Annotated in this window: 9 protein-coding genes and 1 other RNA gene; 8 read left to right on the top strand and 2 right to left on the bottom strand. The window is 65.6% G+C overall.

Going from position 1 to position 14,093, the window contains the following annotated elements; genetic code table 11:
• The first annotated feature begins 19 nt into the window (after nt 1-19).
• Nucleotides 20-94, top strand: a non-coding RNA gene (locus AC1KVE_RS00760) — sX9 sRNA.
• 64 nt (nt 95-158) lie between these two features.
• Here the strand turns inward: AC1KVE_RS00760 and hrpA are convergent.
• Nucleotides 159-4,289, bottom strand: coding sequence for an ATP-dependent RNA helicase HrpA (gene hrpA / locus AC1KVE_RS00755; RefSeq protein ID WP_481092029.1), 4,131 nt, complete (start codon nt 4,287-4,289; stop codon nt 159-161).
• A 90-nt stretch (nt 4,290-4,379) separates the two neighbouring features.
• On the opposite strand from hrpA, the gene AC1KVE_RS00750 reads away from it, so the two are divergent.
• The 5 genes from AC1KVE_RS00750 to AC1KVE_RS00730 all read left to right on the top strand — a co-directional run bounded on the left by AC1KVE_RS00750 (nt 4,380) and on the right by AC1KVE_RS00730 (nt 9,159).
• Nucleotides 4,380-4,937: a Dps family protein gene (locus AC1KVE_RS00750; protein WP_024939933.1), complete on the top strand. Its 558-nt coding sequence runs from the start codon at nt 4,380-4,382 to the stop codon at nt 4,935-4,937.
• Nucleotides 4,938-5,332: 395 nt separating this feature from the next.
• Nucleotides 5,333-7,129 carry a DNA helicase RecQ gene (recQ, locus tag AC1KVE_RS00745; RefSeq protein ID WP_039519542.1) on the top strand — a complete coding sequence of 599 codons (1,797 nt, stop codon included), beginning with the start codon at nt 5,333-5,335 and terminating at the stop codon, nt 7,127-7,129.
• A gap of 138 nt (nt 7,130-7,267) precedes the next feature.
• The gene (locus tag AC1KVE_RS00740; protein WP_046343838.1) at nt 7,268-7,750 is read left to right on the top strand and encodes a hypothetical protein; all 483 of its coding nucleotides are present in this window, start codon (nt 7,268-7,270) and stop codon (nt 7,748-7,750) included.
• Nucleotides 7,751-7,828: 78 nt separating this feature from the next.
• Nucleotides 7,829-8,233, top strand: a complete 405-nt coding sequence (locus AC1KVE_RS00735) for a response regulator (RefSeq protein WP_024939936.1) — start codon at nt 7,829-7,831, stop codon at nt 8,231-8,233.
• Nucleotides 8,234-8,388: 155 nt separating this feature from the next.
• On the top strand, nt 8,389-9,159 hold the full coding sequence (locus AC1KVE_RS00730) for a hypothetical protein (RefSeq protein ID WP_456362947.1): 771 nt from the start codon (nt 8,389-8,391) through the stop codon (nt 9,157-9,159).
• Nucleotides 9,160-10,316: 1,157 nt separating this feature from the next.
• Here AC1KVE_RS00730 and AC1KVE_RS00725 read toward each other — a convergent pair.
• Nucleotides 10,317-11,027, bottom strand: coding sequence for an rRNA pseudouridine synthase (locus AC1KVE_RS00725; RefSeq protein ID WP_104576444.1), 711 nt, complete (start codon nt 11,025-11,027; stop codon nt 10,317-10,319).
• Nucleotides 11,028-11,144: 117 nt separating this feature from the next.
• Here AC1KVE_RS00725 and AC1KVE_RS00720 point away from each other — a divergent pair, with 117 nt between their 5' ends.
• Both AC1KVE_RS00720 and AC1KVE_RS00715 read left to right on the top strand, forming a co-directional pair.
• Nucleotides 11,145-11,351: a hypothetical protein gene (locus tag AC1KVE_RS00720; RefSeq protein WP_016904346.1), complete on the top strand. Its 207-nt coding sequence runs from the start codon at nt 11,145-11,147 to the stop codon at nt 11,349-11,351.
• 519 nt (nt 11,352-11,870) lie between these two features.
• Entirely contained in the window at nt 11,871-14,039 is a 2,169-nt protein-coding gene (locus AC1KVE_RS00715; protein WP_104568943.1) for a methyl-accepting chemotaxis protein, read from the top strand.
• The last annotated feature ends 54 nt before the right edge of the window (nt 14,040-14,093 follow it).

Raw genomic sequence — 14,093 nt, 5'->3', positions numbered from 1 at the left:
GCCAATGTCCGGAACCGGCATGTACCGGGCGTACACGCCGGTTCCGGGCATCGCCCACGCCCAGCTGACCACTGCGCGCTGGGTCGCGTTCACCGCTCAAGGCGCAGCGCTTGGCCTGAGTGACCAGTCGGTGGCAGGACCAGCGCCTCCGGCACCAGTCAGTTGCGCAACGCGGCCACCCGCTGTGACAGCCTCTTCGCCGACACGCCCGACTTGGCACCCAGCTCCTGCGCAAACACCGACACGCGCAATTCCTCCAGGTCCCAGCGTAGCGACTGCCATTCATCACGTTGCTGCAGACCACGCGCAGCCGCTTGGTCCAATGCGTCCACGAACGGCTTGAGTTCGAGCATGCGCGCCTGGTCGCGGGCCGGATCGCGTTTGGCGCGCTCGGTCCGCAGGATCATCGCCTTGAGATAGCGCGGGTAATTGGCCAGCGCCTCAGCCGGTGTTTCGCGCAGGAAGCCGGCGTGCACCAGCGCACGCAGCTGCTGCTCCATATCGTCCAGGTTGCCGCGCGCCCAGCCCATCAACGGCGCTTCCAGCAGGGGCTTGAGCTCGGCCACCGCAGCGAGAATGCTTTCGGCCAGCTTCAGCCGTTCCATCGCCTCGCCGAACAGGCGCTTGATCGCCTCATCGCGGCGCTGGGCAAAGGCACCGGGGTCGCGGATCGCGCCCAGACCATCGGCCAGCACCGCGTTGAGCGCGGCATCGACCAGATCGCCGCGCAGGCGCTCCTGCGATTCGATCGCCGCGTACAGCAGGCCGGTCTTGGGCGACACCGGCAACTGCTTGCGCGCCTGCTTGATCTTATCGGCCAGCGCGATTTCCAGCAGCCGGCGCACGCCGCGCGGATGCGCCTGCGCCGCCTCGTTGCGGTCGGCAAAGATGCGCAACGCCGCGTCGTCGCCCTGATCCACCAGCGCCGGATAGGCCGGCACGCCGGCTTCGCCGGCAACCTGTTCGGGAATCGGCGTGGACGGAAAATCACGCAAGCCCTCGGCAGCCAGCGCGCGCCCTGCACGCGCGGCGAAGGCCTGGCCGGCACGCTCGCCAAAGCGGGCGCGCAATCCGTCCAGATCGCGCGACTCGGCCAGCACCTTGCCGTCGTCATCGCGCAGGCGCAGGTTCATCAGCAGATGCGTGTCCAGCGACTCTTCGTCGAAATCCAGCGCCGCCACCTGCGTACCGGTGGTCTTGGTCAGAAAGCGCGCCAGCTCGCCGCGGATGTCGTCGGCCGAGGCGATGCTGTAGGCCTCGTAGAACGCGCGCCCGAAATCCGGGGCCGGCACATAATTGCGCCGCTGCGCCTTGGGCAGGCTGCGAATCAAGGCCGATGCCTTGTCGGCAACGAAGCCCGGCGCCAGCCACGACAGCCGCGCCAGATCCAGCGCGTTGAGCAGGTGCAGCGGCACGTCCAGCGTCACGCCGTCATCGATGGCGCCCGGCTCGAAGCGGTAATGCAGTGGCAACCGCGCATCGCCCAGCGGGAAATACTTCGGGAAACGATCGGCCTCGCTGCCTTCGCCCGGCAACAGATCGTTCAATGTCCAGTGCAGGCTGCGGCGCTTGTCCGGCGGCAGGGTTTTCCACCACGCATCCAGCCCGCTGGCCGAATGCAGTTCGGCCGGGATGCGGTCCAGATACCAGCGCGCCTGCCAGTCCTCGTCGGCCACGATGCCGGCCCGGCGCAGCTTGGCTTCTTCTTCGCGCGCCTGTTCCAGCACCTTGAGGTTGTCGGCGATGAACGCCGCACGCGTATTGATCTCGCCCGTGACCAGGCCCTGGCGCACGAACAGGTCATGCGCGCCGGCCGGATCGATCTTGCCGAAATGGACCGGCTTCTTCGGTGCCAGCACCAGGCCGAACAGGCTGATCTGTTCGGACGCCACCACCTGCCCCTGCGCACGCGACCAATGCGGGTCGAAGTGCTTGCGTGCCAGCAGATGTCCCAGCTCGGCGATCGCCCAGTCAGGCTCGATCGCGGCATTGGTCATGCCCCAGACTTTTTGCGTGTCCAGCAGCGTGGCCGCGAGAATCCACGGCGGCGGCTTGCGTGCCAGTGCCGAGCCGGGGAACGGCACGAACCGGCGTTGCCGCGCGGCGAGAAAGTCGCCTTTTTCGGTGCGATGACCGATCTGCGTGGGCAGGCCGGCCAGCAGCGCGCGGTGCAGGGCCTGATACGCCGCTGCACGTTCTCGCTCGCTGGTGCGTGCCGTGGCTTCGGCCGCTTCGGCCTGCCTGGCGGCAGCGGCAGAGGTGTGTTGTGCAGGTGGCGCGTTCGGATCCGGTTTGCCTTCGCGCGCCAGCCGCGCAGCGCGATGCAACTGCCCGCGCGTGGGCCGGTTGGCGTTGTGCCCATCCTCGCGCGCAGGCGCGCTGGCACCGGCCAGCAATGGTGCCAGCATCGCGGTGGCCGGCTCTTCGCTCCAACCCAGCTCTTCGCACAACAGGCGCAGCTGCCGATGCAGCTCGCGCCATTCGCGCATGCGCAGGAAGCCGAGAAAATGCCGGTTGCACCAGTCGCGCAGCTTGGACTGGGTGAGATCTTCGTGCACCTGTCGGTAGGCCTCCCACAAGCGCAGGATGCCGACGAATTCCGAGCGTGCATCGGCAAACAACGCATGCGCGTTGTCGGCCGCTTCGCGTGCCTCGGGCGGACGCTCGCGCGGATCCTGGATGCCCAGGAAGGCGGCGATGATGATCATCTCGCGCAGGCAGCCGTGCTGTTGCGCAGCCACCAGCATGCGCGCCAGCTTGACGTCCACCGGCAGGCGCGCCATCTGGCGGCCGGTCGCGGTCAGGCGGCGGTTGCCGTCGATCGCGCCCAGCTCCAGCAGCTGCTGCCAGCCATCGGCGACCGCGCGCTCGTCAGGCGCTTCCAGGAACGGGAAATCCTCGATCCGCCCCAGCCCCAGTTGCAGCATGCGCAGGATCACGCCCGACAGCGACGAGCGGCGGATTTCCGGATCGGTGAATGCCGGCCGCGCGGCAAAGTCCGCTTCGGCATACAGGCGGTAACAGATGCCCTCAGCAATGCGCCCGCAGCGGCCCATGCGCTGGTTGGCGCTGGCCTGCGAGATCGGCTCGATATGCAGGCGGTCCAGCTTCTGGCGCGGGCTGTAGCGCTTGATCCGCGCAAAACCCGGGTCCACCACGTAACGGATGCGCGGCACCGTCAGCGAGGTCTCGGCCACATTGGTGGCCAGCACCAGGCGCCGACGCGGCCCTGGGTTGAACACGCGGTCCTGGTCGGCCGCAGACAGACGCGCGTACAGCGGCACCACTTCGGTTTCGCGGTACTTGCGCCGTTCCAGCGACTGGTGCGCATCGCGGATCTCGCGCTCGCCGGGCAGGAACATCAGCACATCGCCACGCGGATCGATGCGGGTGATCTCGTCGATCGCCGCCACGATCGCATCGTTGACGGTGCGTTCGCCATCGCGGCCATTGCCACGCTCGCCGTCGCCAGTGTCGTCGGCCCCGCCAGCCTCGCCTTCGAGTGGCCGGTAACGCACTTCGACCGGGAAGGTGCGGCCTTCCACATTGATCACCGGCGCATTGTCGAAATGCTGGGCGAAGCGCTCGGTATCGATGGTGGCCGAGGTGACGATCAACTTGAGATCGGAGCGTTTTTGCAGCAACTGCTTGAGATAGCCGAGCAAAAAATCGATGTTGAGGCTGCGTTCGTGCGCTTCGTCCACGATGATGGTGTCGTAGGCCGACAACCAGCGGTCGCTGGCGATCTCGGCCAGCAGAATGCCGTCGGTCATGAACTTGATCCGCGACTGCTCGCCGACCCGGTCGGTGAAGCGCACCTGGAAGCCCACCGTGGTGCCCAACGGCGTCTTCAGCTCCTCGGCCACCCGCGCCGCCACCGCGCGCGCGGCGATCCGGCGTGGCTGGGTGCAGCCGATCATGCCGGCCGCACCGCGCCCGGCCGCCAGACACAGCTTGGGCAGCTGGGTGGTCTTGCCCGAGCCGGTTTCGCCGGCGATGACAACCACTTGATGGTCACGGATCAGCGCGATGATGCGCTCGGCCTCGCGCGCGATCGGCAGTTGCTGATCCAGCGTGATGGCCGGCTGCTGCTCGGCGCGCGCCTGGCGTTGCGCCTGCGACGCCGCCAGCGCCTGCTCGAACGCCGCGCGCACCTGCGGGTTGCCGGGCTTGCCTTGCCAGCGCGACCATAGACCGAGCAGCCGGCCCCGGTCGCGGCTCATCGCGCCATCGACGGCGCGGCGGCGCTCACGCAAGGTGTTGGCAAGGTCGGTGTCGATAGCGCTCATTGATGGAAAAATGTGAAAGATTGAATGACAACAGATCCTTTAGCCTGTCTATTGTGACCCGATATCAGGTTCCTCAGGAGGACCATTCCCATGTCCAAGAAAAAGAACGCCAACAAGCCCGTCGTCATCAATGAAGCAGCGGGTGCACTGCCGGTCGCCGCAGCATCGGCGCCACACATCGATATCGGGATCAAGGACGGCGATCGCAAGCAGATCTCCGACGGTCTGGCCCGCTACATGGCTGACGCCTTCACCTTGTATCTGAAGACCCACAACTTCCACTGGAATGTCACCGGGTCGATGTTCAACTCGCTGCACACCATGTTCGAGACCCAGTACACCGAGCAGTGGGCCGCGCTGGACGAAGTGGCCGAGCGCATCCGCGCGCTGGGCTACAACGCACCGGGCTCCTACAGCGAGTTCGTCGCCCTGACCTCGATCCCGGAAGAACAGGGGCTGAGCGACAGCGCCGACTGGCGTGAAATGGTGCGCCAGCTGGTCAGCGGCAACGAGGCGGTCTGCCGCACCGCACGCAAGGTGCTGGGTACCGCCGACGACGCCGGCGACGATCCGACCGTGGACCTGCTGACCCAGCGCCTGCAGACCCACGAGAAGTACGCCTGGATGCTGCGTTCGCTGCTGCAGTAATCCCCTGGGCTTCACCCCTGCGGGTTTACCCAAGGTTTCGCTGCGCCGAAACCTTGGGCTCCTGCTCCATAAGCTAGACACAGAGCCCCTCTCCCCTCGGGACGAGGAGGCACTGCTGGAGCGCCATGGGCGCGCGTGCCTTGGAGCGCCCGCGCCGCAAGCGCGGGCCGGGGCGCGGAGAGGGGCTTGGGGTGAGGGTACGGAGCGAAGCTCCAGTCGCCTCAGGCAACGCTCGGCCACCGGCCATTTTCCACGCCGCACGCCCCCTACCAAGCAACGTCCGCATCAGCACTCGTGGGCGCACCCGCCACATCGCGGCAATCCCCGACGCACCATTGCGCAACACCGCCAGCCTGACACCGACCAGGGCTTGACCCGCGCGGTATCCTAAGCGGATGTCTTCCCCCGCCCACGAACTGCTCAGCCGCGTCTTCGGTTACGACGACTTCCGCGGCCCACAGCAAGCCATTGTCGAACACGTCGCTGCGGGTAACGATGCCCTGGTGCTGATGCCCACCGGTGGTGGCAAGTCGCTGTGCTATCAAGTGCCGGCGCTGTTGCGCGACGGCATCGGCATTGTGGTCTCGCCGCTGATCGCGCTGATGCAGGACCAGGTCGAGGCCTTGCGCCAGCTCGGCGTGCGCGCCGAATTCCTCAACTCCACGCTGGACGCGGAGAACGCCCAGCGGGTCGAACGTGCCCTGCTGTCGGGCGACCTGGACCTGCTCTACGTCGCCCCGGAGCGCCTGCTGAACCCGCGCTTCCTGTCTTTGCTGGAACGCAGCCGCATCGCGCTGTTCGCCATCGACGAGGCGCATTGCGTCTCGCAATGGGGTCACGATTTCCGCCCCGAATACCGCCAGCTCACGGTGCTGCACGAACGCTGGCCGCATATCCCGCGCATGGCGCTGACCGCCACCGCCGATCCGCCGACCCAGCGCGAGATCGCCGAACGCCTGGACCTGGTCGACGCGCGTCACTTCGTCAGCTCCTTCGACCGCCCCAACATCCGTTACACCGTGGTGCAGAAGGACAACGCGCGCAAGCAGCTGCAGGAGTTCCTGGGCCGCCACCGCGGCTCTGCCGGCATCGTCTATGCGATGTCGCGGCGCAAGGTCGAGGAGACCGCGCAGTATCTGTGCTCGCAGGGATTCAATGCCCTGCCCTACCACGCCGGCCTGCCCGCCGAGGTGCGCGCGGAAAACCAGCGCCGCTTCCTGCGCGAGGACGGCATCATCATGGCCGCCACGATCGCCTTCGGCATGGGTATCGACAAGCCGGACGTGCGCTTCGTGGCGCATGTGGACCTGCCCAAATCGCTGGAAGGCTACTACCAGGAAACCGGCCGCGCCGGCCGCGATGGAGACCCCGCCGAGGCCTGGCTCTGCTATGGCCTGGGCGATGTGGTGCTGCTCAAGCAGATGATCGAACAGGGCGAAGCGGCCGAGGAGCGCAAGCGGCTGGAGCGCGCCAAGCTTGATCACCTGCTCGGCTACTGCGAATCGATGCAATGCCGCCGCCAGGTGCTGCTGGCCGGCTTCGGCGAGACCTATCCCAAGCCCTGCGGCAACTGCGACAACTGCCTGACGCCTGCTGCCGCCTGGGACGCCACGGTAGCCTCGCAGAAGGCGCTCAGTTGCGTGTACCGCAGCGGGCAGCGCTTCGGTGTGGGCCACCTGATCGACATCCTGCGCGGCAGCGAGAACGAGCGCATCAAGCAGCTCGGCCACGACCAGCTGAGTACCTACGGCATCGGCCGCGACCTGGACGAGCGCACCTGGCGCGGAGTGTTCCGCCAGCTGGTGGCGGCCAGCCTGCTGGAGGTCGACAGCGAGGGCCACGGCGGGCTGCGCCTGACCGATGCCAGCCGCCAGGTGCTCAAGGGCGAGCGCCAGGTGATGATGCGGCGCGAGAACCCGGCTGCCGGGCGCGAGCGCAGCGCGCAGCGGACCGGCCTGCCGGTGCAGCCGCAGGATCTGGTGCTGTTCAATGCCTTGCGCGGCCTGCGCGCGGAGCTGGCCAAGGAGCAGAACGTGCCGGCCTTCGTGATTTTCCACGACAGCACGCTGCGCAATATCGCCGAACAGCGGCCGACCAGCATCGATGCACTGTCGCGCGTCGGTGGTATCGGTGGCGGCAAACTGGCCCGCTATGGCGCGCAACTGATCGAGATCGTGCGCGAGCAGGGCTGATGCAACGGCATGTGTCATCGCGGTGGCGGCGCTGGCACAAAAATCCGCAGAATCGACAGCGCGCATTCAATCAGCCATTGCTAGTTTCACAAGGCGATCTGGCACGCGCTGTCAGTCCCTCTTGAGTAGAGTCCACCCATGAAACGCAGCCTGCTTGTCCTGGCCACTCTGTTTGCCGCCGGCAGCGCGCTTGCCCAGGCCGGCGAGAGCAGTGCCGAGCCGGGGTCGGCGCGGTCGCTGGACCTGAGCGTTCCGCAAGCCCCGGTGCAGTACCGCTCCGACCCGGAATACAGCACCGACCCGCCGGGCACCTTCTACGGCGACAAGAGCGGCCCCAAGCCTGCGCTGAGCCGCCCCAGCGCGGCCTCGCTTGCCGCCGAACGCGCCGAGCAGTGCCAGGGCAAGCTACATGGCGCGGTCGAAACCGGCATGGGCTATTCCAACCGCGGCGGCAACAGCAACTGGCAGGCCGTCAACCTGAATTCCTGCAAGACCTATTACGACGACGACGGCAAGGCGCACCAGATCGGCGTCAGCATCAGCGTCGGACGCGGCGAAGGCGCACTGTTCGGGCCGCGCTACGGCCCCGGCGGCTATGGCCCCGGCCCGTTTGGCTGGTAACCGTACGGCTCCGTCTGCGTTGACAGAGGGTTCACTGCCGCATCGCTGAGAATGTGGCCTGCCTTACGAGACGTGCTCATGTCACAGAACAAGGAACGGCCAGTTGTATTTGTCGTCGAAGATGGCGATGGCACCCGACAACTCAGCTGCCTTGTGCTGGAAAGCTATGGTTTTACCTGCCGTAGCGCAGGCTCGGTCGAAGAAGCGCTGGCCCTGATCGAAAGCGACCCACGCGTGGATGTGCTGTTTTCCGACATCCATTTCCCAGGCGGCCTGACCGGCGTGGACCTGGCCCTCAAGACGGCGCACGCGCCCTACAACCTGCCCGTGCTGCTGACCTCCGGCCTGGCGGTCGAATATGTGGAAGAGATCCTGCCGGACGGCGTGGCCTTCCTCGAGAAACCCTATACCCCTGAGCAGTTGTTGAGCGCGATCCGCAGCGTGATGGCCAAGCACCGGGTGCTCTCCACCCCGGTTGCATGACGCAGACGGTCGCGACTGGACGGCGACCCATAATCCCGGTATGAAGTGGCGGCCGGCGCGATGCGTCGGCAACGGGGATTGATCACGACACGGTTGTGCCAGGGACGCGGCGCCATGCCCACCTGGCCCGACCATGTCTTACGCCAGGGGACAACATGAAACACCTAGTGACCGCAGCCATTGCCATGGCTGCGTTGAGCGGTTGCGCGACGGTCATGAACGACGCGACCCAGCCCATCCGTGTGGATACCAAGACCGCCGACGGGCACGTCATCGCTGGCGCCGACTGCGCGCTCAGCAACGACAAGGGCCGGTTCACCCTGAAGTCTGGGCAGACCGTGCAGGTACATCGGTCCTCGCGCGATCTGGAGGTCAGCTGCGTGCTGCCCGGTCAGCGCGATGCCGCCGGCCGCTCCATCTCGCGCGCCAACATCGGGATCTGGGGCAACATCCTGATCGGCGGCGCGATCGGCGCCATCGTCGACCACAGCAAAGGTACCGGCTACACCTACCCGAGCTGGATCCAGCTGGTATTCGGACAGACGCTGAGCTTCGACCGCCACCGCGAGGACCGCGGCCAACCGTTGCAGGGCGACAAGGCACAAGGGCGCGCTGTCGCAGCAATCGATTCCAGCCGCGGCAATTCGCCCGGCGGAGCGGTCACGCTGCCGCTGGCAGGCGATGTCGCCCCGCCTGCACCGGCCAGCGCAGCAGCACCAGCCGGCAACGCCGCAGCCACCGTTGCACCTGCAGGCCCGGCGATGTCCACCGAATCGGCCATGACGCGCGCGCAGGGCATCAGCACTGGCCTGAGTTGCGGCGCGGTGCAGGCGCGCAGCGCCACGCGCTTCACCGCCAGTTGCACTGGCGGCAGTACGGTGCAGATCGATTGCGCCGGCTTCCGCTGCAGCGCGAGCTTCCCGTGACCTGACAAGGCTGCGCCCGGGTGCGGGTGCAGCCGGACGGCACGACACTTGTCGGGGATGACCCGACAAGCTGTCGGCGCGGCCCCGATTTACGTGATGTACACCTCATTTAGACTGCAGCCACCGGACGCGAGGCCTGTTGGGCCGCTCAACTCGCGGGGCGCTGAGCACGCCCCTGCCGGGACATTACCGGCACCGGGCAAGCGGCTCCCACATCGTGGTGAGTTGTTCGTCCATCAGCCTGGCTGCGCGCGCTTTACTCGGACAAAGAGTCATTCGCGCAGGCGCAGACGGCTCACTTGGGTTTGCAGTCGAACTGCTCGGTGACACGCCAGCCCTGTGTCCGAGCTCCAACGTCACGAGCTCCAACCTGCAGCTCGATCTGTCCTGCAGCTCGATTGTGCTGATGCTTATCGTGGCTGAGCTCAAGCGCCGGCGTTGCATGCGCATTAAATTGATCACCTGCACAGCGATCTCCAAACGCTGCTGCCCATGCGCTTGTGGCTTGAGACTTATCGGTTTGCGGTTACCGCCAGCACAGCATCATTGCGCCGGTATCTCCACGGCAGCGCCGGCAGCCAGATGCCCAGCAACCGCACTCGCAGCTGTAGCGTGCTCTTGCGCGGATGGCGATGCACCGCTGCTGCCAGGGACGAATGCAGTGTATTTCACGCCATCAAGCAGGCCGCTCGCTAGGCTGATGTCAGTGCAGCACTTGGCTGCGAAGACTTTCAGGAAATTCCCATGGGCGACAATTCGTTTCTGTCACCGGCCTTCGTTATTCTGGTTATCGGCGTGATTGCCGTGGTGTTCTGGCTGGTGACCCGCGCCAAGAAGAAGCGCAACAAGAAGTAAGCAACACAGGAAGCGCGCCAGACATCGGGATGCGACATATCCCGCGCTCGATGCGCACTTACCCTGAGTTGCTGATATCGGGCGCCGGTCCAGGCCGGACTCTGCCTGGCACGGCTAACACCCACTACTTCCCGCGTGACAGCGCAGCAGTGCTAACGCTGTCTGGAAAGCGAGGCCCCGCAGCGACATCGCTGCGTTGAGGCTGCGCGGAATTTGATGCATGTGCCGTGTCACCAGCACGTGTCAGCAGCATCTGCACACGACCGCGTTGCGACTAGGCGCGCAGAAAAAACCGACGCCGATCAAAACCGCTCGCCTGTCGGCAGATAGCGCCACTCACCAATGGCCAGCTTGCCCAGCGATACACGGCCCACGCGCAGGCGTCGGATGCTGACCACCTCCAGCCCCACCTCAGCGCACATGTAACGCAGCTGGCCGGGTTGCACATGCTTGATCGCGAACCGCAGGCGCTCCTCGTTCTGCCAGCTCACCTTGCACGGCGACAGGCTGCGCTGCTGATACACCAGACCATGCGCAAGCCGCGCCATGCCATACGGGCGCAGCTCACCGCGCACCTCCACCAGGAATTCCTGTTCGATCGAGGTCGCATCGGCACTGAGCCTGCGCAGCACGCGGCCGTCCTGGCTCAGCACCAGCAAGCCGCTCGCCTCGTCCTCCAGCGGCAGCAGCGCGTTCAAGCGCAGGAAGTGCCGCTTCAGCACCCGCATTTCGAGCTGGTCCAGTGCGCTGCGCGTTGCCGGCGTGGCCAGTGCCAGCGCAGCTTCGGCACTCATGCCTGCCGGTTTGTGCAGCAGCAGCGTGGCAGGCTCGGCAGCTGCGAGCACGGCGTCTTCCGCCAGCGTCACCTGCGCTGCAGTGGCCAAGGCTTGCGGCTCTTCGACCACGGCCCCGTCCACACTGACCCAGCCGCCTTCGATGTATTGCTGCGCCTCGCCACGCGAGCAGCCGAACAGCGCGGCCACGCATTTGTCGAGACGGATCGGATCGGACATCGGGCGAGCTCGGTTTCAGGGCACGGCAGTGTACGTGCTGGGTCGATGGATGCGTGAGGCCGGCTTCTGCACCGCCCGACAACATGGGAAACTGGGCGCTCACACAGGAGATTGCAGATGTTCATCAAGTTCGGCACCACCCGGGTCCGCCTCAACCATATCTCCGTCATCAGCGACCCTTTCAATGCAGGCGAAAACTTCGGCTCGTATTGCCACTCGGTCCGGGTCGGCCTGCTCTCCGGCGAGGAAATCTTTGCACGCTTCAATACCGAAAGCGGCGCCGAGCAGCTGCATGCAGAGGTGCTCGCTGCACTGGAAGGTTGAGCGCAAGACCCACAGTGCCGTCACGCGCGTGATGCCTCACGCGCGATGGGCGTTGCCGGCAGAGCAGCCAGCACGTGCGGGCCCGCAAATCGCTCGCGGCAACGTGGGCTTGTCGCACCGCATCACGGCCGATCCAAGCACCTGAGCACTCGGCAGCAATGGCGCCGCCGCTGCTTGAAGACAAGCGCATTGCCGGTATCGCGACACGGGAGGAATTGCACCCTGTCCCAGCAACGTCTTTGCCCTGGGTGCATCGCCACCTGTCACCAGAACGTCGGAAAATCGTTCCGCCGTTGGCACGCTTCGATCCAGCCATAACGCAATAAACAAGCAATTTCTGCGCGTATGTCAGGCCGCTGCGGACGGCTGTCGGGAAATTTCTTCCATCCGATGAATTCAATATAAGTAATTTCAAATACGAGCCTTTAGCTCGTCGCGATCCGGCCGCTAGCTGGGGCAAGACGCTCTGGTGGATGACCCATTCATCGAGCCCCTCAGTTGCACTACCTGGATGCGGTCATGAATACATATCTGCAACGCCTCAATGTCGGCCGCCGCTTGGGCATGGCCTTTGGCATCTTGATCCTATTGTCGGGCCTGCTTGTGGCCACCGGCCTGGTCACCATGTCCAACGCGCGTTTCGAACTGGACACCATCGTCAACAGCAACATGGAGAGGATCCAGCTGTCCTCGGAAATGCTCGACGCCAACACCAACGTGGCAATCGGCCTGCGCGACATCGTCATGGTCGCTGGCGACGCGGCCAATCGCCGTGCGATGGACATGATCGAGAAGAACCGCGCACGCTACAAGCAGGCACACGACGCCCTGGCCGCACTGCCCAGCAGCGTTCCTGAAAAACAGGCGCTCGACCTGGTGCAGGAAAAGCGCGACATCTCGGTCAAGCTCAATAACCAGATTCTCGAATACGGCCTCCGCGACCAGAACCAGGAAGCGCAGGCCTTGCTGCAAGGCGACGCCGCAGCGGCCATGGATGCGCAGCAGACGGCGATCCGCGAGAACGCTGCACTGGAGCGCCGCCTCAGCAAGGATGCCTATGCGGCCGCGGTTGCATCGATGCATCGAGGGAAGATCACCCTGGCTACCGGCGGCATTGCCGCACTGGTCATCAGCGGCCTGCTCGCGTGGCTGATCACACGCAGCCTGACCCAGCCGCTCAGCCAGGCCACACGCACTGCAGAAGCGATCGCGGCCGGCAATCTGCACAACGATGTGCACACCAACGCCAACGATGAAACCGGCCGTCTGCTCAAGGCCATGGACAAGATGCAGCTGCAGCTACGTAACCTGATCGCCGCGCAAACCGACATGGCCAGGCATCACGACAACGGCCAGATCAGCTTCCGCATCGATGCGGCAGCATTCCCGGGCGACTATGGGCGCATGGCCAACGACACCAACCTGCTGGTTGCCTCGCACGTGGCAGTGCAGACCGATCTGGCGCGCATCATGGGCCGGTATGCGGTTGGCGAACTCTCCGAAGACATGCAGCCGCTGCCCGGCGAAAAGGCCGTTTTCAGCGACACCATGTCGCAGGTCAAGCTCAACCTGTCGGCGATGAACCACGAGATCAAGCATCTCGCCCAGGCCGCCGCCAATGGTGACTTCAGCGCGCGCGGCGATGCCGAGCGCTTCCAGTTCGACTTCCGCATCATGGTCGAAAGCCTCAACCACCTGATGTCCACGGCCGACGGCAATCTGCAGTCGCTGTCGTCGTTGCTACAGTCCATCGCCGCCGGCGACTTGACCGCACGCATGAGCGGCGAATTCCGCGGCGTGTTCGCACAGATGCGCGATGACGCCAACACCACGGCCAGCCAGCTGGCGCAGATCGTCGGCAACATCCAGGAGTCGGCCGTGTCGATCAACTCCGCGGCCAGCGAAATCGCCGCCGGCAACCAGGACCTGTCGCAGCGCACCGAACAGCAGGCAGCCAACCTCGAAGAAACCGCAGCATCGATGGAAGAGCTGACCTCCACCGTCAAGCAGAATGCCGAAAGCGCCCGCGAGGCCAACCAGCTGGCGATCGGCGCCGCACGCGTTGCCTCGCAAGGTGGCGACGTGGTCGGCAAGGTGGTGGACACCATGACCGGTATCGAAGCCTCGTCCAGGAAGATTGCCGACATCATCAGCGTCATCGACGGCATCGCCTTCCAGACCAATATCCTGGCCTTGAACGCAGCGGTGGAAGCCGCGCGCGCCGGCGAACAAGGCCGCGGCTTTGCCGTGGTGGCCTCGGAGGTGCGCACGCTCGCGCAGCGGTCCTCCGGCGCCGCCAAGGAGATCAAGGACCTCATCGACGACTCGGTGCAACGCGTGGCCGAGGGTTCGGCACTGGTGCACAGCGCCGGCAAGACCATGGGCGATGTGGTGGCCAGCGTGCAACGCGTCACCGACATCATGGGCGAGATTTCTGCAGCCTCGCAGGAACAGTCGGCCGGCATCGAGCAGGTCAACCAGACCATCACGCATATGGACGAAACCACCCAGCAGAACGCTGCGCTGGTGGAAGAAGCCACTGCCGCCGCGCGCGCGATGGAAGAGCAGGCGGTGCAGCTCACCGATGCGGTGGCGATCTTCAAGATCGACGCACGCCAGACACGGCAGGCCGCCTCGCGCATAGCGGCACCGGTCGCACAGCTGCTGAGCAAGGTCCGCAACGCCTGAGCCAGCAGCCGGTACTGCGCCGTCGACCGGTTGTCGGTGCAGGCACGCTGATGC

It is taken from the genome of Xanthomonas sp. NCPPB 2864 (assembly GCF_056675615.1).
This window is presented reverse-complemented; position numbering and strand designations above follow the sequence as displayed.